Source organism: Nocardioides sp. QY071, assembly GCF_029961765.1.
Taxonomy (GTDB): Bacteria; Actinomycetota; Actinomycetes; order Propionibacteriales; family Nocardioidaceae; genus Nocardioides.
Genome location: NZ_CP124681.1, coordinates 48951 through 75168, shown reverse-complemented (window position 1 = coordinate 75168; position 26218 = coordinate 48951). Strand labels below are relative to the sequence as shown.

General features: G+C 72.2%; 23 protein-coding genes, 1 tRNA gene and 1 pseudogene. 13 read left to right on the top strand and 12 right to left on the bottom strand.

Features of this window, described 5'->3' with window-relative positions; genetic code table 11:
* Positions 1-105: 105 nt before the first annotated feature.
* From QI633_RS00335 to QI633_RS00325, 3 genes are read right to left on the bottom strand one after another with little or no spacing between them, the layout of a single operon-like run.
* On the bottom strand, positions 106-585 hold the full coding sequence (locus QI633_RS00335; RefSeq protein WP_141796470.1) for a glutathione peroxidase: 480 nt from the start codon (positions 583-585) through the stop codon (positions 106-108).
* Entirely contained in the window at positions 582-1043 is a 462-nt protein-coding gene (locus QI633_RS00330) for a DUF3592 domain-containing protein (RefSeq protein WP_282427747.1), read from the bottom strand. The genes QI633_RS00335 and QI633_RS00330 overlap by 4 nt, the downstream gene beginning before the upstream one ends.
* 11 nt (positions 1044-1054) lie before the next feature.
* A complete protein-coding gene (locus QI633_RS00325; RefSeq protein WP_260805674.1) occupies positions 1055-1672 on the bottom strand; it encodes a nitroreductase family protein in 618 nt (205 codons plus the stop codon).
* Positions 1673-1911: 239 nt separating this feature from the next.
* Between QI633_RS00325 and QI633_RS00320 the strand changes: the two genes are divergently transcribed.
* A complete protein-coding gene (locus tag QI633_RS00320) occupies positions 1912-3381 on the top strand; it encodes a DUF4389 domain-containing protein (RefSeq protein ID WP_282427746.1) in 1470 nt (489 codons plus the stop codon).
* Positions 3382-3448: 67 nt separating this feature from the next.
* Here the strand turns inward: QI633_RS00320 and QI633_RS00315 are convergent, their stop codons facing one another.
* Positions 3449-4099 (bottom strand): response regulator transcription factor, encoded by a 651-nt coding sequence (locus tag QI633_RS00315; RefSeq protein WP_222117684.1) that lies wholly within the window; start codon positions 4097-4099, stop codon positions 3449-3451.
* On the bottom strand, positions 4081-5208 hold the full coding sequence (locus QI633_RS00310; RefSeq protein WP_222117685.1) for a sensor domain-containing protein: 1128 nt from the start codon (positions 5206-5208) through the stop codon (positions 4081-4083). The genes QI633_RS00315 and QI633_RS00310 overlap by 19 nt, the downstream gene beginning before the upstream one ends.
* A 136-nt stretch (positions 5209-5344) precedes the next feature.
* On the opposite strand from QI633_RS00310, the gene QI633_RS00305 reads away from it, so the two are divergent.
* Complete coding sequence (locus QI633_RS00305) at positions 5345-7498, top strand: MMPL family transporter (protein ID WP_282427745.1); 2154 nt, start codon at positions 5345-5347, stop codon at positions 7496-7498.
* Here QI633_RS00305 and QI633_RS00300 read toward each other — a convergent pair.
* A complete protein-coding gene (locus QI633_RS00300; RefSeq protein ID WP_141796473.1) occupies positions 7491-7955 on the bottom strand; it encodes an Lrp/AsnC family transcriptional regulator in 465 nt (154 codons plus the stop codon). The genes QI633_RS00305 and QI633_RS00300 overlap by 8 nt on opposite strands.
* Between QI633_RS00300 and QI633_RS27580 the strand changes: the two are divergent.
* A pseudogene (locus QI633_RS27580) lies at positions 7924-8880 on the top strand (DMT family transporter); the annotation flags it as partial. The gene QI633_RS00300 and the pseudogene QI633_RS27580 sit on opposite strands and share 32 nt — an antisense overlap.
* Positions 8881-8928: 48 nt before the next feature.
* Here the strand turns inward: QI633_RS27580 and QI633_RS00290 are convergent.
* Genes QI633_RS00290 through QI633_RS00280 form a run of 3 tightly spaced genes read right to left on the bottom strand, consistent with a single transcriptional unit; the run spans position 8929 to position 12321 of the window.
* Positions 8929-9777 (bottom strand): alpha/beta hydrolase, encoded by an 849-nt coding sequence (locus QI633_RS00290; protein WP_282427744.1) that lies wholly within the window; start codon positions 9775-9777, stop codon positions 8929-8931.
* Complete coding sequence (locus QI633_RS00285; RefSeq protein ID WP_282427743.1) at positions 9777-10733, bottom strand: VOC family protein; 957 nt, start codon at positions 10731-10733, stop codon at positions 9777-9779. Before QI633_RS00285 ends, QI633_RS00290 begins: the two co-directional genes overlap by 1 nt.
* A gap of 34 nt (positions 10734-10767) precedes the next feature.
* Positions 10768-12321 (bottom strand): bifunctional 3-(3-hydroxy-phenyl)propionate/3-hydroxycinnamic acid hydroxylase, encoded by a 1554-nt coding sequence (locus QI633_RS00280; RefSeq protein WP_282427742.1) that lies wholly within the window; start codon positions 12319-12321, stop codon positions 10768-10770.
* Between the two features lie 125 nt (positions 12322-12446).
* Here QI633_RS00280 and QI633_RS00275 point away from each other — a divergent pair, with 125 nt between their 5' ends.
* A complete protein-coding gene (locus QI633_RS00275) occupies positions 12447-13085 on the top strand; it encodes a TetR/AcrR family transcriptional regulator (RefSeq protein ID WP_282427741.1) in 639 nt (212 codons plus the stop codon).
* On the opposite strand, the gene QI633_RS00270 is transcribed toward QI633_RS00275, so the two are convergent.
* Positions 13069-13806, bottom strand: coding sequence for an IclR family transcriptional regulator (locus QI633_RS00270; RefSeq protein ID WP_282427740.1), 738 nt, complete (start codon positions 13804-13806; stop codon positions 13069-13071). The genes QI633_RS00275 and QI633_RS00270 overlap by 17 nt on opposite strands.
* 70 nt (positions 13807-13876) lie before the next feature.
* Here QI633_RS00270 and QI633_RS00265 point away from each other — a divergent pair, with 70 nt between their 5' ends.
* On the top strand, positions 13877-15757 hold the full coding sequence (locus QI633_RS00265; RefSeq protein ID WP_282427739.1) for an FAD-dependent monooxygenase: 1881 nt from the start codon (positions 13877-13879) through the stop codon (positions 15755-15757).
* Between the two features lie 94 nt (positions 15758-15851).
* Here the strand turns inward: QI633_RS00265 and QI633_RS00260 are convergent, their stop codons facing one another.
* A complete protein-coding gene (locus tag QI633_RS00260; RefSeq protein ID WP_141796477.1) occupies positions 15852-16238 on the bottom strand; it encodes a cupin domain-containing protein in 387 nt (128 codons plus the stop codon).
* 105 nt (positions 16239-16343) lie between these two features.
* Here QI633_RS00260 and QI633_RS00255 point away from each other — a divergent pair, with 105 nt between their 5' ends.
* Positions 16344-16808, top strand: coding sequence for a MarR family transcriptional regulator (locus QI633_RS00255; RefSeq protein WP_282427738.1), 465 nt, complete (start codon positions 16344-16346; stop codon positions 16806-16808).
* 147 nt (positions 16809-16955) lie between these two features.
* Here QI633_RS00255 and QI633_RS00250 read toward each other — a convergent pair.
* Positions 16956-17039, bottom strand: a tRNA-Leu gene (locus QI633_RS00250).
* 169 nt (positions 17040-17208) lie between these two features.
* On the opposite strand from QI633_RS00250, the gene QI633_RS00245 reads away from it, so the two are divergent.
* The 7 genes from QI633_RS00245 to pknB are packed head-to-tail and all read left to right on the top strand — an operon-like array spanning position 17209 to position 26208.
* On the top strand, positions 17209-17958 hold the full coding sequence (locus QI633_RS00245) for a DUF3662 and FHA domain-containing protein (RefSeq protein ID WP_141796479.1): 750 nt from the start codon (positions 17209-17211) through the stop codon (positions 17956-17958).
* Entirely contained in the window at positions 17951-18415 is a 465-nt protein-coding gene (locus QI633_RS00240; RefSeq protein ID WP_141005251.1) for an FHA domain-containing protein, read from the top strand. The genes QI633_RS00245 and QI633_RS00240 overlap by 8 nt, the downstream gene beginning before the upstream one ends.
* Positions 18416-18419: 4 nt before the next feature.
* On the top strand, positions 18420-19865 hold the full coding sequence (locus QI633_RS00235) for a protein phosphatase 2C domain-containing protein (RefSeq protein ID WP_282427737.1): 1446 nt from the start codon (positions 18420-18422) through the stop codon (positions 19863-19865).
* A gap of 8 nt (positions 19866-19873) precedes the next feature.
* Positions 19874-21262, top strand: coding sequence for an FtsW/RodA/SpoVE family cell cycle protein (locus QI633_RS00230; protein ID WP_141796480.1), 1389 nt, complete (start codon positions 19874-19876; stop codon positions 21260-21262).
* A complete protein-coding gene (locus tag QI633_RS00225) occupies positions 21259-22791 on the top strand; it encodes a penicillin-binding protein 2 (RefSeq protein WP_282427736.1) in 1533 nt (510 codons plus the stop codon). The genes QI633_RS00230 and QI633_RS00225 overlap by 4 nt, the downstream gene beginning before the upstream one ends.
* A gap of 7 nt (positions 22792-22798) precedes the next feature.
* Positions 22799-24319, top strand: a complete 1521-nt coding sequence (locus tag QI633_RS00220; protein ID WP_282427735.1) for a serine/threonine-protein kinase — start codon at positions 22799-22801, stop codon at positions 24317-24319.
* Entirely contained in the window at positions 24316-26208 is a 1893-nt protein-coding gene (gene pknB / locus QI633_RS00215; RefSeq protein WP_349016710.1) for a Stk1 family PASTA domain-containing Ser/Thr kinase, read from the top strand. The genes QI633_RS00220 and pknB overlap by 4 nt, the downstream gene beginning before the upstream one ends.
* The last annotated feature ends 10 nt before the right edge of the window (positions 26209-26218 follow it).

Sequence of the window (26218 nt, the reverse complement as noted above, 5' to 3'; positions counted from 1 at the left end):
CCCCGCCTGACGTCCCCCGAACCGTTCGATCGAACGGTTCGGGGGACGTTTGCGCGTCAGATTCCCCCGAACCGTTCGATCGAACGGTTCGGGGGCAATGGAACGTCAGCCGAGCGCCTTCTCGATGTCGCCGGCGAGCTTGGCCGGCTCGGTCGTCGGGGCGTAGCGGTCGAGGACCGCACCGTCACGGCCGACGAGGAACTTCGTGAAGTTCCACTTGATGCCGCCGCCGATCAGCCCGCCCTGCTCCTTCTTCAGCCACTGGTAGAGCGGGTGGGCGTCCTTCCCGTTGACGTCGATCTTCGCGAACATCGGGAACGAGACGCCGTAGTTGCGCTGGCAGAACTCGGCGATCTCGTCCTCGGTGCCGGGCTCCTGGTGGGCGAACTGGTCGCACGGGAAGCCGAGGATCGTGAAGCCGCGGTCGCCGTACTGGTCGTACAGCTCCTGCAGGCCCTGGAACTGCGGGGTCAGCCCGCACTTCGAGGCCGTGTTGACGACGAGGACCACGGTGCCGTCGTACGACGCCAGGTCGGTCTCCCGGCCATCGATCGCGGTGGCCTTGAAGTCGTGGAGGGAGGTCATGCAGGCAGTGTGGCACGCGGGGTGCGGCGCTGGCGCCAGAGCAGCAGCCCCAGCAGGAGCACGATCAGGTCGACGACCCCGATGACGACGTAGCCGACCGCGGAGGAGCGGGCGCCCTCAACGCGCTGCACCGCCGGCTTGTCGGGCAGCACCCGGACGCCGATCTCGCCGGTGTCCTCGGCGGCCCGCCACGTGGCGTGGTCGACCTCGGCCGGCCAGGTACGACGCCGCGGGTCGACCATCTCTGGCAGCCGGAACCGGACGACGTAGTGCGGGTCGGTGCGCGCCCGCAGCACGTTCGTGGCCGTGACCTCGGCGCTGACCTCCACACCGTCGCGCGACAGCTCCCAGCGCTGCCAGGTCAAGTGCGCCAGCGGCAGGTTGACGATCAGCGCGACCACCACCAGGGCGAGGAGAACCCCGCCGCGCCGGCCCTCCTCGTCGGTCACGTCGGTCATGTCGGTCGCGTTCAGTGGCGCTCGGCCGTGGTCGGCCCGGACGGGGCCAGGCCGGGCCAGGCCACCCCCCAGGCGCCGTACGCCGTCTCGGCGAGCGGGCGGCGGTGCCGCTCCCGGTGGTCGCGCTCAGCATCGCGCTCGGACACCTCCGCGGGGTTGCCGCGGACACCGACGGCGATGCCCGCCAGCAGCCGAGCGGTGTCGGGGATCCCGAGCGCCGCAGCCGCGCCGTCGTGGTCGAATCCCCCGAACTGGTGGGCGCCCAGGCCCATCGCCTGCGCCTGCAGCGTGATGTGGGCCGAGGCCTGCCCGACGTCGTGGGTCGGGATCAGCACGTCGCTCAGCTCGACCCCGTCCTGGCCCAGCTCGACGACCGAGAGGAGCACGAGCGAGGCACGTGGCACCCAGCCCGAGTTGCCGCGGCTCAGGTGCGGCACGAACGCGGCGTGCTGGGCGCTTCCGCGCGGCGCGACGACATAGCGCCACGGCTGGCGGTTGCCCGAGCTCGGCGCCCACTGGGCCGCCTCGAGCAGCCGGGTGATCTCGGCGTCGGTCAGCTCGTGGGTGGCGTCGAAGACGCTCGGGCTCCAGCGGGACCGCAGCGGCTCGGCGATGTCGACCGGGTTCATGGGACGAGTATCGCGGGTCATTGCGACCGTCGACCCTTCGCGACGGGTCGTTCGGCCCTACCTGGGCCCGCTCGTCATTGCCACGGTGTCTGTGGCAGTGCGCATCGTGCGCGTCCGTGGGAGCGGGCAGGTCGAGCAGGCAGGAGGCAGGGCACATGAACGGCTCGAGCAGACCGGCAGGTCCGACCGGCGGGGATCGCCGCGCAGGAACGGCCGAGCCTAGGAACCGCCCCGGCTTCATGATCGTCGGCGCGCTGCTCTCACTCGTCGGCGTGCCGCTCCTCGTCGGCGGCCTCGCCCTGGGCTGGGCATTGATGACCCAGCGCGACGGCGACGGCTTCTTCACCACACCCACCGAGCACATCAGCTCGCCCTCGGTGGCACTGACGACGCGCGCGTTGGACCTGGGCGATCTCGGTCCGGACGACTGGTGGGCCGACCGGGACGTCGCCACCGTGCGCCTGCGCGTCACCTCACGCGAACCGAGGCCGGTGTTCGTCGGCATCGGCCCCAGCGACGCCGTCGCGGCCTACCTCAGGGACGCACCCTACGACGAGATCACCGACATCACCGACAACGACCCGTTCCGCTACACCCTCACGCGGCACGGCGGAGACGCCGACTCCGCACCGGCACCGACGCGGCAGGGATTCTGGACGGCGCAGGCGTCCGGTGGCGGCTCCCAGGAGCTGACCTGGGACCTCCGCCCGGGCACGTACACCGTCGTCGTCATGAACGCGGACGGCACCGCCGGTGTCGACGTGGACGTGGTGGCCGGCGGCCGACTCGCCCTGCTGACCCCGCTCGCGGCGGGTCTGGTCCTGGTCGGGCTGGCGCTCGTCGCGGCCGGTGCTCTGCTCCTCGTCCGTGGTGCGGGGTCGGCGTCCCCGGGCGCACCGCCTGCGCGACCGGGGACACGCCTGACCGCAGACGAGACACCACCGAGCGGCTTCGAGGTCTCGCCGGTGCGGGTCACCGGGATCCAGGACGCACACCTGAGTCGGGGCCTGTGGCTGGTCAAGTGGGTGCTCGTGCTCCCCCACCTCGTGATCCTGGCTGCGCTCTGGCTGGTCTTCGCTGTGCTCACGGTTGTCGCGTTCGCGTCCATCCTCTTCACCGAGCGCTACCCCCGAAGCATCTTCGACCTCAATGTGGGGATCTTGCGCTGGTCGTGGCGCGTCGCCTTCTACGCGACCAGTGCCCTCGGCACCGACCGGTACCCACCGTTCAGCCTGACGGCACGCGACTACCCCGCAGACCTCGACGTCGCCTACCCCGAGCGCCTCTCCCGCCGCCTCGTGCTCGTCAAGTCGTGGCTGCTCGCCCTGCCCCATCTCATCGTCTTGTCGGTCCTCTCCGGGACGTGGGGATGGACGTTCGGGAACGACGGCGCGCGGCTGTCCGCGGGAGGCCTGATCGGCGCCCTGACCTTCGCCGCGGGCCTGTTGCTCCTCTTCACCGGTCGCTATCCCTCGTCGCTGTTCGACCTGCTCATCGGCCTCAACCGCTGGACCTACCGGGTGATCGCCTACGTGGCCCTGATGACCGACCAGTACCCGCCGTTCCGGCTCGACCAAGGACCCACAGAGCCCGGGCCCGGGCAGATCCCAGGCTCATTCACGCCGCGCCCGGACGCCGACGAGGCTGCGACGGAGGCTTCGCTCGATGCGGACGGCGACGCCCAGGCTGCGGCCTCGGCCGGACACTGACGACCTGCTCCGACGCACTCGGAGGACCGAACTCGGGTCGCGACTGGGCTGCCGTGTCGCTGACGGCTCAGAACCGCAGCCACTCCAGCACCGCCCGCACCCGGCGGTGGTCGTCGGTGTCGGTGGGGAGGTCGAGCTTCGCGAAGATGCTGTTGATGTGCTTGGCGACGGCCTTCTCGCTGACCACCAGCGCCTGCGCGATCCCGGCGTTGGCGCGGCCCTCGGCCATCAGCGCGAGCACCTCACGCTCCCGCTCGGTCAGCCGGTCCACGGGCGTGTCCTTGCGGCGGTCGAGGACGGCGGCGACCACCGACGGGTCGAGGACGGTGCCACCGCCGGCCACCCGGCGGAGGGCGTCGACGAACTCGGCGACGTCGGAGACGCGGTCCTTGAGCAGGTAGCCGACGGCGCCCTCGCCGCTGGCGAGGAGCTCGCGGGCGTAGAGCTGCTCGACGTACTGCGAGAGCACCAGCACGGGGAAGCCCGGCCGCCGCGCGCGGACGGCGATGGCGGCGCGCAGGCCCTCGTCGGTGAACGTCGGCGGCATCCGTACGTCGACCACCGCCGCCTCGGCGCTCGGGTCGTCGAGGGCACGCTCGAGCTCGGTGAGGTTGTCGACCGCGGCCACCACCTCGAAGCCCTTGGCCTCCAGGAGCTGGGTGAGGCCCGCCCTCAGGAGCGCGTGGTCTTCGGCGAGGACTACGCGGAGGGGGCGCACGGGACCTCCCAGGTCACGACGGTCGGACCGCCGGCGGGGCTTGACACCGACAGGATGCCGTCGAAGGCCGCGAGCCGCGCAGCCACCCCCGGAAGTCCGGATCCGGTGTGCAGGTCCGCGCCGCCGCGGCCGTCGTCGCCGACCTCGGCCCGCAGCACCGTTCCGTCGTGGTGGAGCGTCACCCAGGACTGGGCGGCGCCGGCGTGCTTCGCGGTGTTGGCCAGGCACTCGGCGACGGCGAAGTAGACCGCCGACTCGACAGGAGCGGGCAACCGGTCCGGTACGTCGAGAGCCAGCTCCACCGGCACGGCCATGTCCAGCGCCAGCGCGGACACGGCGCCGGTCAGGCCGCGGTCGGCCAGCACCGGCGGGTGGATGCCGCGCACCACGTCGCGCAGCTCGCCGAGCGCGGTGGACGACGTACCGCGGGCCTCGTTGAGCAGCTTCCGTGCGGCCAGCGGGTCGGTCTCGAAGAGGTCGTCGGCCAGGCCCAGGCTGAGGGAGACCGCGGCCAGACGGGCCTGCGGGCCGTCGTGCAGGTCGCGCTCGATGCGGCGCAGCTCGGCCGCCGAGTGGTCGACGACGACGGCGCGGGAGGTGGTCAGGTCGTGCACCCGGCGCTCGAGCGCCTCGGTGCGCCCCGGCGAGAGGATCGCGCGGTCGACCCACGACCGGGCACGCATCAGCGGGACGGCGCCGTACCACCACAGCGGCAGCGTGACGACCGCGACCATCAGCAGGAACACCAGGAGCGAGAGGACGATGCCGCCCGTCATCGCCCAGAGCATCCAGAGCAGGTCGCGCCAGGTCGCGGGGTCGAGGGCCCGGGCACGCAGGCCGGGGAGTGGTCCCGGCGGCAGGGGGAGGTACGGCGCCGGCACCGGCTCTCCCAGCACCGCGGCCGCCATCCTCCGGTGGGTGTTGGCGATCAGCCGGCCGAGCGGCAGCACCCCCAGCAGGAGCAGGATCCCGATCCACACGACCGTCAGCACGCTGCTCACCACGACCAGGACGAACACCACGATCACCGGCACGAACAGCAGGACCTGCGCGGTCGCGGCACCGGTGACCTTGAGGGGGCCGGCGCGACGGATGGGGACAGGCTGCACGGCTCCATCCTCACCGACCGGGCCTGATCGTGCAGTGGTGCAGGCACCACTGCTGGCCGGGACGCTCCACCCCTGACCGCGAGGGCCTGCCTCGGGAGGCTGGAGCCACTCTCCCTCTCTCCCGCAGGAGCTCGTCATGTCCCTCTCCCTGAGTGCGTTGCCCACCCGGGCCGCCCGCTGGAGCGCCACCCACCCGTGGCGCGCGATCGGCGCCTGGCTGGCGTTCGTCGTCATCGCCGTCGGCCTCGCTGCCACGGTCTCGACCAACGACGTGAAGGACGCCGACTACCGCGTCGGCGAGTCCGGTCGCGCCGAGTCCCTGATCGACCGGGCGGGCCTCGACCAGCCGCCGTCCGAGAGCGTGCTGGTCCAGGCCCGGTCCGGCACGCTGCCCGCCGACGGGAAGGCCGCGGCGGCCGAGGTCGCCGACCGGATGCGGAGGGCGCCCGGGGTGGCGGGCGTCGGTGACGTCGTACCGAGCGCGGACGGGACGTCCCTGCTGGTCCCCGTCGAGCTGACGTCCGACGAGGTCGACGCCGCTCCGCTGCTCGCCGTCACCGCCGCCGTCCAGGAGGCGCACCCCGGCCTCGTCGTCGCCCAGGCAGGCGACGTCACCATCGACGAGGCGATCAACGACCGGGTCGGCGAGGACCTGCACTCGGCGGAGTTCATCAGCCTGCCGATCACGCTGGTGCTGATGCTGCTGGCCTTCGGCGCCCTGATCGCCGCGGGGCTGCCGGTGCTGCTGGCCGCCACCAGCGTGGCCGCGACGATCGGCATCAGCGCACCCATCTCGTGGCTGGTGCCGGCCGAGTCGACCGTGCTCAGCATGATCGTGCTGATCGGCATGGCCGTCGGCGTCGACTACTCGCTGTTCTACCTCAAGCGGGAGCGCCAGGAGCGTGCCGCCGGGCGGACGACGCTGGACGCGGTCGCCATCGCCGCGGAGACCTCCGGCCACGCGATCCTCGTCTCCGGTGGAGCCGTGATCGCCGCCCTCGCGGGACTGTTCGTGCTCTCCGACGTCACGTTCAACTCGCTGGCCACCGGCGCGATCCTGGTCGTCGCGGTCGCCGTCCTCGGCTCGATCACCGTGCTCCCGGCGCTGCTCGTCAAGCTCGGCCGCTGGGTCGACCGGCCCCGCCTGCCGCTGCTGTGGCGGCTCACGCGGCGCGTTCCCACCGGCACGGTCAGCGGCCGCGTCCTCGGCCCGGTGGTCCGGCACCCGGTCGCCGCGCTGGTCGTCTCCTCGATCGGCATCGTCGCGCTCGCCGTACCCGCGTTCGGGATGAAGACCCACCAGGCCAGCATCGAGACCCTGCCCGCCGACATCCCCGCGGTGCAGACCCTGCGGGCGATCACGAAGGCGTTCCCGGCCGAGGGCACGGCCGCGCAGGTCGTCGTCACCGGCGCCGCACCCGGGGAGGCGCAGGCCGCGCTCGAGCGGCTGGCCGCCACCGCCGGCAAGGACGCCTTCGCCACTGACGGCGTGCAGGTGCGCACCTCCACGGACGGCGGTACGTCGGTCGTGGACCTTCCCCTGCCCTACGAGGAGTCCGACGACCGCGCCACCACCGCCATCGAGCGGCTGCGCTCCGACCTGGCACCCGCCGCGCTCGACCGGCTCGGTCCCGACAGCTCGTGGGCGGTCGGCGGCGGCGCGGCCGAGTCGCTCGACCACAACCACCAGCGCGACCAGCGGATGCCGTGGCTGCTGGGGTTCGTGCTCCTGCTGACGATGGTGATGATGGTGCTGGCCTTCCGCAGCGTGCTGCTCGGCCTGGTCTCCACCGTGCTCAACCTGGCGTCGGTCGGGGTCGCGTTCGGGCTGCTGTCGGTCGTGTTCCAGCACGGCGTCGGTGCCGACCTGCTCGACTTCACCAGCCCCGGCTTCGTGATCGAGTGGATCCCGATCTTCGTGCTCGTCGTGCTCGTCGGGCTGTCCATGGACTACCACGTGTTCGTCCTCAGCCGGATCCGTGAGCTCGTCGACCGCGGGCTGCCTGCCCGCGAGGCCGTGCACCGAGGCATCGCCGACACCGCGGGCGTGATCACCAGCGCCGCCGCTGTGATGGTCTCGGTGTTCGCGATCTTCGCGACCCTGTCGATGATGGAAATGAAGATGATGGGCGTCGGGCTCTCCGCCGCGATCCTCATCGACGCCACGGTCATCCGGCTGGTCGTGCTGCCGGCGGTGCTGGTGCTGCTCGGTGAGAGGGCGTGGCCGCGGCGCGCCCGCCCGGCCGTCGCCACGGCGGCTCCCGCCCAGGAGCCGGCGCTGGTCAGCTGACCGCGAGCGGCGAGACCTCCTTCGTCGTACCGAAGGCGAAGGTGGTCTCGATCGACGCGAGCGACGGGATGCCCCGGAGGCGGTCGCGCAGGAACGCCTCGTAGGCCGGGAACGACGCGACAACGACCTTGACCAGGTAGTCCGCGTCGCCGGCCAGCAGGTAGGCCTCGGTGATCTCGGGGACGTCCCGCAGCTCGCGCTCGACCGCGTCGACGACCTCGGAGGCGTGCGAGGACAGGGTCAGCCGGACGAACGCGGTGATGGCGAGTCCGACGGTCTCCGGGGCGACGACGGCGCGGTACCCGGTGATCACCCCGGCCTGCTCCAGCGCCCGGACCCGGCGCAGGCAGGGCGAGGGAGAGAGCCCGACCCGGTCGGCGAGCTCCTGGTTGGTGAGGCGGCCGTCGAGCTGCAGCTCGAGGAGGATGTGCTGGTCGATGGCATCGAGGGCGGTCACGTGGCAGATCCTGCTACAGGTCGGTCCTGGTGAGGCATTTTCGGCAATCGTATGCCGCTCTGCTTTCTCTAATCTTGCCGCCGTGAACGAGAGCACGACGACGAGATCGGGGTACGCCGCCCTCGCGGCGACCGTGCTCCTGTGGGCGTCCTTCGCGCTGTCGTCACGGGCGATCGGCAGGTCCACGCTGACCGAGTACGACGCCGCGCTGGTGCGCTTCGCCGTGCCCCTCCTGGCGCTGGCGCCCCTGCTCCCCCGCACCCTCCGGGCCCTCGCCCGGGAGCGGTCCGCGACCTTCGCATTGCTGCTGGCGGGCGGCCTGCCGCACTACCTGCTGTTCGCGCTCGGCGCGCGGCTGACCAGCGCCGGGCTGACCGGGCTGCTCGTGCCGGGCACGGTGCCGCTGTTCGTCACCCTGCTGCTGCTCGGTCAGCGCCGGGTGCCCCGGCGGGCCTGGGCCGCGCTCGGCGCGATCGTGGCCGGCGTCGCCGCGAGCGCGACGATGATCGGCGACGGCGCGGGGCCGGGCGGGATCGCCGTCCTGTTGCTGGCGGGCGCGGTGTGGGCGGTCTACACGCTGGGACTGCAGCGGACCTCGTTGCAGCCGCTGGAGATCGTCGTCGCGGTGTGTGCGGGCTCGACGGTCGCCGGCCTGGCGGCGGTGCTGAGCGGCACCGCGCCCTCGCACCTGATCACCGGTGCGGTGCGTGGGTCGGACCTGCTGGGCTTCGTCGTCCTCCAGGGCATCGGCACCGGCCTGCTCTCGACACTGTGCTACACCCACGCCGTTCGCGCCCTGGGCAGCGGTGTCGCGGCCGTCGGCGGCGCGCTCAGCCCGGTCGTCACGGCCGTGGTCGCCGTACCCCTGTTCGGTGAGGCGATCGGGCCCGGGCTGGCCGTGGCGCTGGTGCTCGTCGTCGCCGGCGTACTCGGCTTCAACGTGGCGCCACGGCCGGCGCGGACCGCCCGGCTCTCAGTGGTGCGCGATGAAGTCGGCGACCAGCCGGTTGAACTCGTCGGCGTGCTCGAGCTGGGCCCAGTGCCCGCACCGGTTGATCAGGTGCACGCGGCTGTCGGCGATCCGTGCGGCCGCGAACAGCGTGCCCTCGAAGCCGACCACGCGGTCGTCGCGACCGTGGATCAGCAGCGTGGGCGCGGTGATCTCGTGCAGGCGGTCCAGGTCGGCCCAGGTAGGGATCGGACCGCGGATGCCCGCCTTCGCGACGTTGGCGAGGTGCTCGGGGCGCTGTGAGGCGGCCTCGGAGCGCTGCTCGCACAGCTCGGGCGTCGCGAACCGCTCGACGTCGTACACCATGATCTCGACCAGGCGTCGCATCGCCTCGGGGCTGTGGTCGGAGTAGCCCTGGTACATGATCTTGATGCCCTCGCTGGGCCCGGCTGCGCCGAACAGGAACGGCTTGAGCTGCAGGGGGGCGCCCATGGTGACCAGGTGGGTGACCCGCTCGGGGCGCTCGATCGCCATCCGGATCGAGGTGTGCCCGCCCATCGAGTTCCCGACGAAGGCGGCCTCCTCGATGCCGAGTGCGTCCATCAGCTCGCACAGTGCGTCGAGCGGCTCGTAGTCGACGAAGTCGACCTCCGAGGAGCCGCCCCAGCCCGGCAGGTCGGGGGCGATGACCCGGAAGCCGGCGTCGGCCAGCTCGCCGATGTTGGGGTTGTAGTTGCTCCACCCGGTCGCGCCCGGCCCGCCGCCGTGGATCAACAGCACGGGTACGCCGTCGACCGGGCCCGCCTCGTTGTAGTGGATCGTGAAGCCGGCGGTCGTGACGTCCTTGGCGACGTCGCTCTCCAGGAGCCCCATCACTGCGCGCCTTCGACGACCGGGGCCGTGGCAGCCGGGTCGTTGGCGATCGCGGCCTGCAGCCAGCCGAGCTCGGCCTGCATCGGGAAGTGGCCCCAGTTGTTGAGCTTGTCCAGGGTCTTCACCTCCCAGGTGGCGTCGTCGATCAGCAGCCCGCCCCAGCCGTACTCGACGGCGAAGCCCGACGGCGTCCTCACGTAGAAGCTGAACATGTTGTCGTTGGGGTGCATGCCGAGCGTCATCTCGAACGGCTGGCCGGCCTGGAGGCACCGGTCCCACGCCATGCCGACGTCGCGCATGTCGGTCACCTCGACCATGAAGTGGTGGGTCCGCTTGGGATGCGGCATGTCGCCGAACGCGACCGAGTGGTGGCGCGGGTTGCAGTGCAGGAAGATCAGGTCCGCGACGATCCCCGGCGCCAGCGCCTCGACGATGATGTCGGAGATCCGGAAGCCCAGCAGGCCCTCGTAGAACGCGAGGTAGTCCTCGCGCGAGACGCCCTTCGACAGCAGCACCTGGTGGCCTGCGCCGCCGGCGCCGGTGACGAACTCGCCCAGCAGTACGTCGGATGCGAACGGCGCCTCGCCGTCGGCGAACCCGGTGACCAGCTCGATCCGGTTGCCCATCGGGTCGACCGTGGTGACCACCCGGTCGACCTTGCGGGCGGCGGCCAGCGCGGCGTCGCCCGGGACGACCTCCACACCCGCGGCCTGCAGCCGGGTCACCAGCTCGTCGAGCTCGGCGTCGCCGGCGACCTCGTAGCCGCTGACCGCCAGGTCGTCGGCGGTGCCGCGCTCGATCCGCCAGCGGTACGCCTTCTGGTCCATCCGCAGGCTCAGGCCGTCGGCGTCCTTGTCGGCGAGCTGCAGTCCGAGCAGCGCCGTACCGAAGTGCTCCCAGGCGGCGAGGTCGCTGACCTCGTAGACGACGTAGGCGAGCTCCTTGACTCCGGACATCGGGTTTCTCCTTGTTCTAATGGGGTTCTGGGATTCAGGCCGGGACGGCGAGGCCGGCGATGTCGGCCGCCGCCACGAACCGGTCCGGCCGTACGGCGACCGCGCGGGCGCCGTACCGGGCGAGCCAGGGCAGCAGCACCTCGTCGAGGTCGACGAGGTCGTCCGCGCCCTGGGTGTAGGACGCCTTCGGCCGCACGGCGACGTACCTCGCGCCGAGCGCGTCCCAGGCGGCTTTCTCGTCCTCGGTGAGCAGCGTGACCGGGTCGACGTCGGCACCGAGCAGCACGAAGCCGTCGCCGAGCAGGTCGTCGAGCCGTGCCATCCGGCCGGTGGTGTCGCCGACGGTCGGCTGCGGGACCATCCGCCCGACGACGCTGGCGTCGCCGATCGGGCCGCGCACCCAGCCGCCGTCGAGGACGGGCGGCGCGATCAGCGGCGGCTCGAACGGCGTGACCAGGCCCTCGGGCACGGTGTTCATCGCCTCGATCTCCTCCGGCGACGCCTCCTGCTTGATCACCCGGCCGAGCTGGACCGCGAGGCCGGTGTAGAAGGCGGCGTTGGGGCGGCGCTCGGCCTCGTAGGTGTCGAGCCAGGCCTCGTCGAGCTCGCCGCGAAGCACGCGGGCCAGCTTCCAGCCCAGGTTCTGCGCGTCACGGATGCCTGTCTGCATGCCGGCTCCCGCCCACGGCGGCATGAGGTGCGCGGCATCACCGGCGAGGAAGACCCGCCCGTCGCGCCAGGTGTCGGCCATCCGGGTGTGGTGGCGGTAGAACGCCCACTGGTGGATCTCGACGTCGTCCTCGGTGACGCCCATCGCGGCCAGGAGCGGCCAGACCTGCGCCGGGCTGGCGAAGTCGTCCTCGGTCTCGCCGGGCTTGAGCGGGATCTCCCAGCGGTGGTTACCCGCGGACAGCGCGATGTCGACCACCGGGCGCTCCCGGTCGGACCAGAAGGTGAGGAAGTCGCGGTCCGGCCACCAGCGCTTGACCTTGCAGTCGATGACGATCCACTGCACGTCGAGGGTGTCACCCGCCAGGTCGCAGTCGATCATGCCGCGGGTGCGGCTGCTGCCGCCGTCGGCGCCGATCACGTAGCGCACCCGCGCCTGCGTCCGCTCACCCGTCCCCTCGTCGACGGCGGTGACGCTCACGCCGTCGTCGTCCTGCTCGAGCTCGACCACGTCGGCGCCATACTCCACCCGGAGCAGGTCGCCGTACTCACCGGCGCAGTCGCGCAGCTCCTGCTCCATCACCGGCTGGTAGATGTTGTAGAACCGCGGCTTCACGCCGAGCGTCGACGGTGGGTGCTCGACGCGCATCAGCTCGGTCCCGTCATAGGTCACCCAGCGCAGCGCACGCTGCGGCTCGATCACGCGGGTCACCCGCTCGTCGATGCCGAGGGACTGGAAGATCCGCATCGTCCAGTCGTTGATCGTGACCGCGCGGGCCCGCGGGTAGATGTCGCGGTCGCGCTCGAAGACGACGACCGAGACGCCCTGGTGGGCCAGGGTGAGCGCCGCCGCCACCCCGGTGGGTCCGTAGCCGACGACGGCGACGTCCGCGTCGTAGGCCTGCTCTGACTCCGTCATCCCGCGCTCCTAGTTTTGTACCGATCGGTCCAATAGTGCATGACGACGGTCACACGGCGAACGGGCGGATGCCAACCGGATTCTTGAGAGCAGAAAGCGCCGCGCGGCTCTCTATGCTTCGGCGGGTGACGAGCCAGCGGACGACCAACCGACGCGGCCGCCGCTCGCGCGAGGAGATTCTCGAGATCGCGTCGAAGGTGATGGCCGAGCGCGGGTACGCCGCGACCACGCTCTCGGTGCTCAGCCAGGAGAGTGGGCTGCCGAAGAGCGCGATCTACCACCACTTCCACTCCAAGAGCGGCGTGCTGACCGCGGTGATGTCGCGCGGCGCGTACGACTTCTTCGAGGCGATGCGCTCGGCCCACGCCGGCGGCCCGTCCGGCGCCGACCCGCGCGAGCGGATGCGCTGGTTCCTGGTCCGCACCGCCGAGGTCTTCCTCTCACGCGCCGACTTCCTGCGCCTGCACCTGATCCTGGTGATGAGCGCGGAGGCGGCCGACGCCGAGGTGGACGCCATGATCGAACAGGTACGCCGCGACGGCCGCGCCTACATGAACCACATGATCGCCACCGCGTTCGCGCCCGTCGGGGCCGAGGCCGCGGGCCGGCTCGCGGACGAGCTCGACTACTTCGGGATCGCCGGGTTCGACGGGGCGTTCGTGGCCAGGCAGGCCGAGCCGGCCCGCGACCTGACCGCCGCGATGGAGCTGCTCGCCGAGGCGATCGTGGCGCTCGGCGAGGCGCGGCTCAGCTCGTCGCGCTGAGCGACCTCTCGATCGCGCGGGCGCACCCGTGCAGCTCGTGCACCCAGCCGGGCACCCTGTCCCGCGAGAACCGCGCGGTCGGCATCGCCAGCGAGATGCCGGCGACCATCCCGTCCGCCCACCGCACAGGTACGCCGATCGCGGTCAGGCCGGTCTCGGTCTGCTCGTTGTTGAGCGCGAACCCGTTCTGGCGCACGGCACGCAACGCCCGGCGTACCTTGGCCCGCTCGGTGGGCTCGAGGCCCGCGAGGGCCGCGGCCAGCGCGTCGTCGTCGAGCACCGACAGCATCGCCTTGCCGGCACTGCTCACCCGGGCGGGCAGCGCCTTGCCGGTGCGGTCGCCCACCCGCAGCGGCCGCTCGCACTCCACGGTGTGCACGAACCGCGCCTCGTCGCCGGTAAGCACCAGCAGGTTGGCCGACTCCTCGGTGCGGTCGACCAGTCGCTGCAGGTGGGGCAGCGCGGCCTGGCGCAGCGCCGACAGCGGCACCGCGGTCGTCGAGCCGTGCAGCAGCGGCCCGGCCCGGTAGCGCTTGTCGGCGTCCTGCTCGGCGAAGTCCCGGTAGACGAGCATGGCGAGCAGCCGGTGCGCGGTCGACGGCGAGACACCGAGCCGGGTCGCTGCGTCCGTCACCCGCATCGGCCCCTCGAGCACGAGCAGCTGGGCCAGCAGGAGGGCGTTGTCCACGGACTCGACGGCGTACGACGGCCGGTTCTTCACGCGTCCACGCTCTTTCTGCTGGTCAGAATCAACTCTCGCACGATTCTGCAGGCTGCCTAGCGTTCCGTCCATGCAGTTCTACCGAGACGGCTACCGGCCCGGCGATCCCGACCTCCTCCCCGCTGCTGCCGCAGTGGCGGAGCGGGCGGGCGGGATCCCGGCCGAGGTCGACGTGCTCGTCGTCGGCACCGGCCCCGCCGGCACCGTCCTCGGCGCCCAGCTGGCGGCCTTCCCCTCGATCGTCACCGCCGTCGTGGAGCGTCGGGAAGGACCACTCGAGGTCGGCCGGGCCGACGGCGTCGCGTGCCGCACCGTCGAGATGTTCCAGGCCTTCGGGCTCGCCGAGGCCCTGCTGCGCGAGGCGTACTGGGTCAACGAGGTCCGGTTCTGGGGCCCGTCCTCCTCGGACCGGTCGCGGATCACCCGTACCGGCTGGGTCGAGGACACCCCCGAGGGACTGAGCGAGTTCCCGCACGTGATCGTCAACCAGGCCCGGATGCAGCAGTTCCTGCTCGACCACATGGCGCGCTCGGCATCGCGCCTCCAGCCCGCGTACGGGCTGGAGATGGTGGACCTCGAGGTCGGCGCGGGCGAGCGCCCGGTGACGGTGACCCTGCGCGACGCCGGTGGGGCCGAGCGGACGGTCCGGGCACGGTACGTCGTCGGTTGCGACGGTGCCCGCAGCGCCGTACGCCGGGCCATCGGGCTCGAGCTGCACGGTGACGCGGCGAACCACGCGTGGGGCGTGATGGACGTCCTCGCGACGACCGACTTCCCGGACTGGCGCACCAAGAACGTCATCCAGTCCGACGGCAAGGGCAGCCTGCTGATGGTCCCGCGCGAGGGCGGGAACATGGTCCGCTGCTACGTCGACCTCGGCGAGGTCCCCGCCGACGACGCCGGCCGGGTGCGGGCGACCACGGTCGAGCGGCTGGTCGAGATCACCAACGACATCCTGCACCCCTACTCGATCGACGTCCGTTCGGTCGCGTGGTCGTCGGTCTACGAGGTCGGGCAGCGGCTGGCCGACCGGTTCGACGACACCTCCGGCGCTCGCGGTCCCCGGGTCTTCATCGCCGGCGACGCCTGCCACACCCACTCCGCGAAGGCCGGGCAGGGCATGAACGTGTCGATGCAGGACGCCTTCAACCTCGGCTGGAAGCTGGCCGCGGTGCTGGAGGGCCGCTCGGACGCCGACCTGCTGCGCACCTACTCCGCCGAGCGGCAGGCCGTCGCCCAGGACCTGATCGACTTCGACCGGTTCTGGTCCGACTTCATCGCCCAGCCCACCCTCGACGAGGCGCACCCCGAGCGAGGCGGCGTCACGGCCGAGCAGATGCGAGCCGAGTTCGCGCGCCAGGGCCGCTACACGGCGGGCCTCGCGACGACGTACGGGCCGTCGGCGATCACCGGCTCCGACGAGCACCAGGCGCTCGCCAAGGGCTTCGAGATCGGCACCCGCTTCCACTCCGCGCGGGCGATCCGCCTCGCCGACGCCCGCCCGCTGCACCTCGGGCACGCACAGCGCGCGGACGGGCGCTGGCGGATCCTCGCCTTCGGCGGCACTGCGCCCTCGGGGCTGCTCGACCTGATGTCCTGGCTGGGCGAGTCCGCCGACTCGCCCCTCCTGCGCTTCACGCCGCCCGGTGCGGACGTCGACAGCGTGATCGACGTCCACGGCGTGTTCCGCTGCGGCCACCACGACCTCGACCCGGCCTCGCTTCCGGCAGTGCTGCTCCCCCGCACCGGGCCGCTCGGGCTCCAGGACTGGGAGAAGGCGTGGGCACTCGACGTACGACACGACCTGTTCGCCGAGCGCGGCATCGACCCGGACGGTGCGATCGTCGTCGTCCGCCCGGACCAGTACGTCGCCCACGTGCTGCCGTTGACCGCTCGGGACGAGCTGACCCGGTTCTTCGCGGGCTTCTTGCGGGTGCCGTCCGGCTACTGATTGCGTGGGAGCACCGTCAGCACCCGCTCGACGTCGTCGCGGAACGCCGCCAGGTGGCTGCGCAGGAACTCCGCCGTCCCTCACCAGCCACGATTCAGCGGATCCACGCGGGCGCCACGGGCTCGCGCGTCCCGTCGCCGATCGGGGTGGCCAGCCCGCCCGCCGGCCCGGTGACGACGAAGGCGGCGCCGGCCGACGTACGGACCTGCCGGGGACTGCCGCCCGGGACGACCACGGTGTCGCCGGCAGCCAGCTCGATCGGCTGCCCGTCGACGACGACCGTCGCCGCCCCGTCCAGCAGGTGCCAGGCCTGCTCGACGTCGAAGGCGTGCTCCGGCCCGGACTGGCCGGCCGCCATGTCGACACGCCACAGGCTCAACACACCGGAGCCGCCCTGGGTCGGGGACGCCAGCGTCGTCATCGTGGCGTTCGGCGTGGTCGTGACCCGCGCGTCCGCGTGGGCCGTCTTGAGAGCGGGCATGGTTGCTCCTCAGCAATAGACAACTTGGTTGTCTATCACCGTAGGCCTCGCTTGCGATACCGTCAACCAGGTTGTCGATCAGGTCTCGGACGAGGAGGTGGCGTCGTGGGCGAGCCCGCGTGGCGAGTCGTCCTGCTGCTCGCCGGTGCCTTCCGCGACGGCGTCGACGCGCTCCACGGGGAGCTCGCCGAGCAAGGACACCCCGAGGCCCGCCCGCTGCACGGCTTCGCCCTGCAGGCGATCGGTCCCGACGGCTGCACCATCAACGAGCTCGGCCAGCGCCTCGGCGTCTCGAAGCAGGCCGCGGCGAAGACGGCGGCCGGACTGGAGAAGTCCGGCTACCTCACCAGGGCGCCGGTCCCGGGCGACCGGCGGGCGGTGCTGCTGCGCCGCAGTCCCCGTGCCGAGGACCTCTTGTCCGCCAGCGAGGCCGGGTTCGAGCGCGTCGCCGAGCGTTGGCGCCACCAGCTCGGCCCGCTGCGGTACGCCGCGCTGGTCGATGCGCTCGCCACGATCGCCGACGACCGCCCGGTCGGCGACCTGCCCGGCTGGCTCACCCAGCGTCCCTGACCGCGGCCCGGCGACGGGTGACGCAGGGCGGGCGACGGTCCGGACGGGCGCTGCATCGTGGCCGTGTGTACGTGGAGTGTGCGCGAGCAAGAACACGAATGGCCCCCTCCCTGCTTCTCAGCAGGTCAGGGGCCATCTCGCTTGACGTGCGCGAGGGGGGAGTTGAACCCCCACGTCCTTTCGGACACACGGACCTGAACCGTGCGCGTCTGCCTATTCCGCCACTCGCGCGTCACTGTCATGCGACAGCCGGGCAAGGTTATCCCAGCCCGCGCCCCACGCCCAAAACGGGGGGCGGGCCACCCAACGTCCCGGGTACGACGAGGCGCCACCGATACGATCGTGGGACCGTCGGGCAGGGGGCCCGGCGAGTGAGGCGTGCGGAAGGAGGGCGAGCGACGTGGGTGGACTGCAGCGGTTCGAGCAGCGGCTCGAGCAGGCGATCTCCGGCGTGTTCGCGCGCACCTTCCGCAGTGCGGTGCAGCCCGTGGAGGTGGCCGCGGCGCTGCAGCGCGAGCTCGACAACAAGGCGCAGGTGCTGTCGCGGCAGCGGCGGCTGGTGCCCAACAGCTTCGTGGTGGAGCTGTCCGAGGGCGACCTGGAGCGGCTGGCGCCGTACGACTCCGCGCTGGCGACCGAACTGACCACGCAGCTGACCGAGCACGCCGAGCTGCAGTCGTACGTCTTCCCGGGCCCGATCCGGATCGCGTTCGAGTCGGCCGAGGACCTCGGGACCGGGCGGTTCCGGGTGCGCAGCCAGGCCGAGGCCGAGGTCACCGACCAGAACCGGCGCTCGAGCACCCAGCGCACCCGGGCGGTGCTCGAGGTCAACGGCACGCAGCACCCGCTGCGCGCCCCGGGCCTGGTCGTCGGGCGCGGCAGCGAGGCCGACCTGCGCATCAACGACCCGGGCATCAGCCGGCGACACGCCGAGTTCCTGATCACCTCCCCCACCCCCCAGTCCGGTACGACGACCGCGGGCCCGGTCCACGTCGAGGTGCACGACATGGGCTCGACCAACGGCATCCGCGTCGACGGGCAGAAGGTGGCGCGGGCCGCCCTGCAGGACGGCTCCCGGGTCCAGATCGGGCACACATCCCTCGTTCTCCGACTGCTCCAGGAGACAAGTCAGGTGGTCGACGGTGTCTGAGCTGACCCTGTTCCTCGTCCGGATCGCGTACCTCGCGATCCTGTGGATCTTCGTGCTGTCCGCGATCTCGGTGATCCGCTCCGACATGTTCGGGGCCCGTGTGCCCGCGCCGGCGGCACCCGGCAAGCAGCCGCGCGCGCCCAAGCCGGCCAGCCCGCGGCGCGGCCAGCCGACCAAGGTCGAGGTCGTCCAGGGCGTCAACACCGGCATCGTCGCCGACCTGTCGCAGGCGCCGGTGCTGATCGGGCGCGGCAACGACGCGGCGATCCGCCTCGACGACGACTACGTCTCCACCCGCCACGCGCGGATCGTGGAGTCCGGCGGCCAGTGGTACGTCGAGGACCTCGGCTCCACCAACGGCACCTACCTCGGCAGCCAGCGGCTCACCCAGCCCGTCCCGGTCGGCCTCGGCTCGCAGATCCGGATCGGGAAGACCATCGTGGAGCTGAGGAAGTAGGGCCATGACTCTCGTGCCACCGCACGACCCGCAGCCCGACACGGTCGACGTACCGCTGCCGGTGACGCGCCCGCTCCTCCAGCTCGACGGGTACGCCGTGTCCGACGTCGGCCGGGTGCGCAAGGACAACCAGGACTCGGGCTACTCCGGCCCGTGGCTGCTGGCCGTGTGCGACGGCGTCGGCGGCGCGGCCCGCGGCGACATCGCGTCCGGTACGGCGATCAGCGAGCTGCGCCAGCTCGACGAGGCGCCCGGCTCGGTCGACGTGATCGACCGGATCAACGACGGCCTGCACGAAGCACACGTCTCGATCGGCGCCCAGGTCGACCAGGACCCCGCCCTCAACGGCACGAGCACGACCGCGACGGTGGCGCTGTTCGACGGCCAGCGGCTGGCGGTGGGCCACATCGGCGACTCCCGGGCCTACCTGCTGCGCGACGGCGAGCTCTCGCAGCTGACCAACGACCACACCTTCGTGCAGAGCCTGATCGACGAGGGCCGGATCACCGAGGCGGAGGCGCGGGTCCACCCCCACCGCAACCTGATCCTCAAGGCGCTCGACGGCCTCCACGACGTGGAGCCCGATCTGTTCGCGCTCGAGCTGGTGCCGGGCGACCGGCTGTTCCTGTGCAGCGACGGCGCGTGCGGGGTGCTCGAGGACGACCGGCTCACCGAGCTGCTCTCCGACGGGACACCGGAGTTCTCCGCCATCGAGCTGGTGCGGGCGAGCCTCGACGCGGGCAGCTCAGACAACGTGACCTGCGTGGTCGCCGACGTGGTCGACCCGGAGGAGCACCCTCCGGCCGACGCGATGGTGGTCGGCGCGGCCGCCGACATGAGCCGGCGCCGGCCCCGCAGCCTGTTCCGCGGCCACCGCTCCGGCGACACCGGCGAGCTCGAGCCCGTGCCCGCCGAGATCCCCGAGGGGGTCGGCTACGCGATCCCCGAGGACCCGATCGTCGACCCCGAGGCGCTGCGCTACGCGCCCCAGCCGCCGCCGCGGTTCGCCTGGGCCCGGCGCCTGCTGGCGGCCGCGATCGTGCTCGGCATCGTGTGGATCGCCCTCGGCACGGCCTACTGGTGGAGCCAGCAGAAGTACTACGTCGGCGAGGGCAGCGGCGACAGCGACGGCTACGTCGTCATCTACCGCGGCGTCGACGTACCCGGTCTCTCCCACGTCTACGAGGTCTCCGACCTCGAGGTCGCGGACCTGCAGGAGTCCACGCAGGAGGAGGTCCGGGGCGGCGCGATGATCTACGGCAGCGTCGAGCGGGCCCGCGCCGCGATCACCCGGATCGGCGCCAACGGCCGCCAGCCCGAGGAGCCGCCGGCGACCACGCCGCCGGCCACGACCTCCACCACGCCGCCGGCCGACTCGGCGTCCCCGTTCACCACCCCGACCGAGGGCGGCGCGGCCGACCTGACCACCCTCGGCCCGCAGGGGTCGTGACACCGGCCATGCCCGCCAACTCCGCACTGATGGGATTCGTGCACCGCCGCCGGCGGGGCGCGGAGCTGTTCCTGCTCGTGCTCGCGCTCATCGTCGGCATCGGTGCCTACGCCGCCGTCGGCCTCGGCGTCGACGGCGAGGTGCCCGCCAACCTGATCGGGTACGGCGGCTGGCTGACCCTGCTCGTCGTCGCGGCCCACGTCGCGGTCCGCATCGTCGCGCCGTACGCCGACCCCGTGCTGCTGCCCGTCGTGGCGGCACTCAACGGCCTGGGCCTGGCGATCATCCACCGCGTCGACCTGGCCAAGGACACCGGCCTGGCGAGCCAGCAGCTGACCTGGATGACGCTCGGCGTCGCGCTCTTCGTCGGCACCCTGATCGCGCTGCCCGACCACCGGCTGCTCGCCCGGTTCACCTACACCTCGGGCCTGGCCGCGATCGTGCTGCTGATCCTGCCGATGGTCCCGGGCCTCGGCACCTCCATCAACGGCGCGAAGATCTGGATCTCGCTCGGCCCGTTCAGCTTCCAGCCCGGCGAGGTCGCCAAGCTGCTGCTCGTCATCACGTTCGCCGGCTACCTCGTCGTCCACCGCGACGCGCTCGCCCTGGCCGGGCGCCGCGTGGTCTTCGTCGACCTGCCCCGCGGCCGCGACCTCGGCCCGATCCTGATGATGTGGGTGGTCAGCCTCGGCATCCTGGTGCTGCAGCGCGACCTCGGCTCCAGCCTGCTGTTCTTCGGCCTCTTCCTGGTCATGCTGTACGTCGCCACCGAGCGCCCCGGCTGGCTGGTCGTCGGCGCCCTCCTGTTCTTCGGCGGCGCCACCGCGGCGTACCGCATCTTCGGCCACGTGCAGAGCCGCGTCGACATCTGGCTGCACCCGTTCGCCGACGCCGACGGCAAGGGCTACCAGCTGGTGCAGGCGCTCTACGGCTTCGCGTGGGGCGGGCTGGTGGGCCGCGGCCTCGGTGAGGGCATGCCCCAGCGGGTGCCCTACGTCGAGTCGGACTTCATCCTCGCCGCCATCGGCGAGGAGCTCGGCCTGACCGCCGTGATGGCGGTGCTGCTGCTCTACGGCCTCGTGGTCGAGCGGGCGCTGCGCGCGGCGCTGATCTCCCGCGACGGCTTCGGCAAGCTGGTCGCGACCGGTCTCGCCGCCGTCTTCGCGCTGCAGGTCTTCGTCGTCATCGGCGGCGTCACCCGGCTGATCCCGCTGACCGGCCTGACCACACCCTTCCTGTCGTACGGCGGCTCGTCGCTGGTCGTGAACTGGGTGATCATCGCGATCCTGCTGCGCATCTCCGACCAGGCCCGCCGGCCGCTCCCGGACCTCGCCCCCGACGCGGAGGACCCGGACGAGCAGGCCACCCAGATCGTGAAGGTGGTGACCGAGAAGTGAACAAGCCGATCCGAGCGGTCTCCATCTTCTGCATGTTCCTGTTCCTCGCCCTGATGGCGAACGTGACCTACGTGCAGTTCGTGAAGTCCAGCTCCTACAACAAGGACCCGCGCAACGCCCGTGTCGCCGAGGCGTCCTACAGCCGCGAGCGGGGCCAGATCATCGTCGGCGACGAGCCGGTGGCGACGAGCAAGCCGGTCGACGACCGCTACAAGTACCTGCGCGTCTACCCGGAGGCCGGCGCCCGGATGTTCGCCCCGGTCACCGGCTACCTCCAGCTCGGCAGCCAGACCGGCATCGAGCGCAGCCAGAACGCCGTGCTCACCGGCGAGGACCCGCAGCTGTTCGTGACCCGCCTGGTCGACCTGCTCAAGGGCGAGACCGCGCAGGGCGGCAATGTCGTGCTCACCCTGGACGCCGCCGCGCAGAAGGCCGCGTTCGAGGGCCTGCGCGACACGCTCGGCCCGCGCGGCGAGGGCTCGGTGGTCGCGATCCAGCCGAAGACCGGCCGGGTGCTCGCCATGGCCAGCTACCCGTCGTACGACCCCAACGAGCTGGCCAGCCACGACTCCACGAAGGCGTCGGAGGCCTACAAGGCGCTCGACGCCGACGACCGTGAGCCGCTGCTCAACCGCGCGATCCGCACCCGGCTGTTCCCGGGCTCCACCTTCAAGCTGGTGACCGCGGCGGCCGCGATCGAGAACGGCAAGTTCCACGCGGGCGACCAGGTGCCGGCGGGTACGACGTACCAGCCCCCGGGCACCAGCCACCGCATCGGCAACGACGGCCGCGGCCAGTGCAGCCCGGCGAAGATCTCCTTCGCCACCGCCATGGAGTGGTCGTGCAACACGACCTTCGCGCAGCTCGCGGTCGACGTCGGGCCCGACAAGATGCGCGCCCAGGCCGAGGCCTTCGGCTTCAACAGCGACTACCTGCGCGACCTGCAGGGCCAGGTGCAGTCGGTCTACCCCGCCAGCGCCGAGGTCCCCGAGAGCGAGGGCGGCGGCACCCGTGAGCTGAGCCTCGCCGAGACCGCGCAGACCGGCATCGGGCAGAACACCGTCCAGGCGACCCCGCTGCAGATGGCCATGGTCACCGCAGCGATCGCCAACCAGGGCACGCTGATGCGGCCCTACCTGGTCGAGAAGGTGCAGACCGCCGGGTTCAACGTGCTGCGCACCACCGAGCCCGAGGTGTTCAACGAGCACGCCGTCTCCGCCCAGACCGCCGGCGAGCTCACCCAGCTGCTCCAGGCCACCGTCGACAACGGCACGGCCTCGCCCGCCGCCATCGACGGCGTCAAGGTGGCCGGCAAGACCGGTACGGCGCAGCGCGGCGACTCGCTGTGCAGCGCGGGCGGCAAGCCGCCGTACGCCTGGTTCGTGTCCTTCGCCCCTGCGGAGGACGCCGAGGTGGCGGTGGCAGTCATGATCGAAGAGGCGCCGGACGTGGCGTGCGGCGAGATCGCGGGCGGCCAGCTCGGTGGTCCGATCGCGAAGGCAGTGATGGAAGCGGTGCTGAAGAAGTGATGGCGAAGTGACCGAGCAGAGCAGGTACGCCGACCGGGCAGGTCGCTATCGCCTGGACTCCGTGATCGCCACCGGCGGCATGGGCGTGGTCTGGCGCGCGACCGACACCCGGCTCGGCCGGCCGGTCGCGGTCAAGGTCCTCAAGCCCGAGTACGCCGACGACGCGACGTTCCGCAGCCGGTTCGAGGGCGAGGCCCGCAGTGCCGCCGCGCTCCACCACCCGGGCATCGCGGGGGTCTACGACTACGGCGCCGGTCCCGATGACGCAGCCGGCGACGACCTGCCGCCCTATCTGGTGATGGAGCTGGTCGACGGCCAGCCCCTCTCGGCGCTGCTGTCCAACGCCCGCGCGAGTGGCCGCACCCTCGACACGGGGGTCGTGCAGGACCTGATGGCGCAGGCCGCCGACGCGCTCGGCGTGGCCCACCGCGCCGGCATCGTGCACCGCGACGTGAAGCCCGCCAACCTGCTGGTCACCTCCGACCGCACGGTCAAGATCACCGACTTCGGCATCGCCCGCGCGCTCGACTCGGTCGCGCTGACCCGCACCGGATCGGTGATGGGCACGCCGCAGTACCTCAGCCCCGAGCAGGCCCGCGGCAACCCGTCGACGCCCGCCTCCGACGTCTACTCGCTCGGTGTGGTGGCCTTCGAGTGCCTGTCCGGGCGCCGCCCGTTCGAGGCAGAGACGCCGGTCGCGACCGCGCTCGCCCACCTCCAGCAGCCGGTGCCCCAGCTGCCGCCGAGCGTGCCCGGTCCGTTGGCGGCCGTCGTACGACGCGCGTTGGCCAAGGACCCCGCGGAGCGGTACGCCGACGGCGCCGCCTTCGCCGAGGCCCTCCGCTCGCCCGAGGTGGCGGCCGCCGCCGCGAGCCCCGAGCCCGACGACGGCACCCGGGTGCTGACCGGCGTGGTGCCGCCCGTCCCGGTCCCCGCCAACCCGCCGTCGCAGCCGATGCGCCGCCTGGACAGCCCCTCGGCGTACGCCGGTGACGCGCGTCCCGCACCGGACGGCGAGGACGACGAGAGGCGCAGGTCGCCGTGGCCGATCGCGGTCGCCGTGATCGTGCTCGTCATCCTCGCCGTGGTCGCGGCCGTGCTGCTGCTCGGCAACCGCGACGACGACACCCCGGTGGTCGACGACACGACGACGCCGACCTCGGAGCCCACGACGGAGCCCACCACCGAGCCGACCACCGAGCCGACGACCGAGCCCACCACCGAGGCGCCGAAGACGGTCGAGGTCAACGAGGATCCCTACGTCTGCGCGACCGACTACCACGACGCGGTCTCCGACCTGCAGGACGCGGGCCTGCGCGTGTCCTCCGAGCAGGTCGAGAACGACGGCAGCTGCGAGGAGGGCACCGTGTCCCGGTTCTCCCGCAACGGCACCCTCCAGGAGGGCGACTCCGTGATCGTCTACTACTGGGGTCCGGCCCCGGAGGAGCCGACCACCGAGCCCACCGAGCCCAGCAGCCCGATCACCCTGCCCACCGCTCCCACCGACCTGACAGGTGGTGTCCAGTGACCACTCCTCCGCACGAGCCCGGCGCCGGCCGGACCGTCGTCGGCGGACGGTACGAGCTCGGTGAGCTCCTCGGCCGGGGCGGCATGGCCGAGGTGCGCAAGGGCACCGACACCCGGCTGGGCCGGGTCGTGGCCGTCAAGCGGCTGCGCACCGACCTCGCCAGCGACGCCACCTTCCAGGCCCGGTTCCGGCGCGAGGCCCAGTCGTCGGCCTCGCTCAACCATCCGGCGATCGTCGCGGTCTACGACACCGGCGAGGAGCGCACCACCCACCTCGACGGCAGCACCGAGGTCGTGCCCTACATCGTGATGGAGTACGTCGCCGGGCGCACCCTGCGCGACATCCTGCGCGAGGGCCGCAAGATCCTGCCCGAGCGGGCCCTGGAGATCACCAGCGGCGTGCTGTCGGCGCTCGACTACAGCCACCGCGCCGGGATCATCCACCGCGACATCAAGCCCGGCAACGTCATGCTCACCCCGTCGGGTGACGTGAAGGTGATGGACTTCGGCATCGCCCGCGCGATGAGCGACGCCCAGTCCTCGATGACCCAGACCGCGGCCGTCGTCGGCACCGCCCAGTACCTCTCCCCCGAGCAGGCCCGCGGCGAGACCGTCGACTCCCGCTCCGACGTCTACTCCGCCGGCTGCCTGCTCTACGAGCTGCTGACCGGGCGGCCGCCGTTCGTCGGCGACTCGCCGGTCGCGGTCGCCTACCAGCACGTCCGCGAGCCCGCCGTACCCCCGTCGCGGCACGAGGACGACCTCACCCCCGAGGTCGACGCGATCGTGATGAAGGCGCTCGCGAAGCGGGTCGAGGACCGCTACCAGTCGGCCGCGCAGATGCGTGCCGACATCGAGCGCTACCTCGCGGGCCGCCCGGTGCAGGCCGTGCTGCCCTCCGAGACCAGCGAGACGTCGGTCGTCGCGCCGCGGCACGCCGCCCCGGTCGAACACCACGAGACGGCGATCCGGCAGCCGCTGCCCCCCGACCGCGACCGGGAGAGCGACCGCCGCAGTCGGGCGACCCTGTGGGTGCTCCTCGGCCTGCTCATCGCCGCGCTGATCGGCACCGCGTTCTTCGTGCTGCCGCGGCTCTTCGACAGCACCCCGCCACCCGAACGCGTCCCGAACGTGGTCCGGATGACCGAGGACGACGCCCGCGCCGCGATCGGCAAGGCCGGCTTCGAGGTCGGCACGGTGAGCGTGCGCAACGACGACACCATCGAGGCCGGCCGGGTCATCGAGCAGGACCCGGTGGGTGACGACTACGTCGAGGCGGGCAGCCGAGTCAGCTTCGTGGTCTCGCTCGGCAAGGGGCAGTTCGCGCTGCCCTCGGTCGTCGAGCAGAAGCGGAAGGAAGCGGTCCAGATGCTGGTCGACGCGGGGATCGCCGAGCGCAACATCACCGAGCGCGAGTGCGACACCGACGAGCCCAAGAACACCGTCGTCGAGCAGAACCCGCCCGCCAACACGATGGTCGACCAGGACGCCACGGTCGAGCTGTGCCTGTCCGACGGCCCCGAGACGGTCCCGAGCGTGGTCGGCATGAAGCAGGCCGCCGCCGAGCAGGCGATCCGCGACGCCGGCTTCGTGCCCGTCGTCCGCGCCGCGTCGGCCGACGACACCAGCCAGAAGAAGGGCCGGGTCACCGAGCAGATCCCCGCCAACGGGACCCTGGCGAAGGGCTCGAACGTGGTCATCTTCGTCTCGACCTACGAGCCCCCGCCGCCGGTCACCGACACCGACGGCGACGGCCTGCCCGACCCCGACGAGGCAACCCGCGGCACCGACCCGACCAACCCGGACACCGACGGCGACGGGGTCAGCGACGGCGCCGAGGTGGCCGCCGGGACCGACCCGCGCAACCCGCTGGGCCGCGTCCGCCCGTGATCCCTCTAAC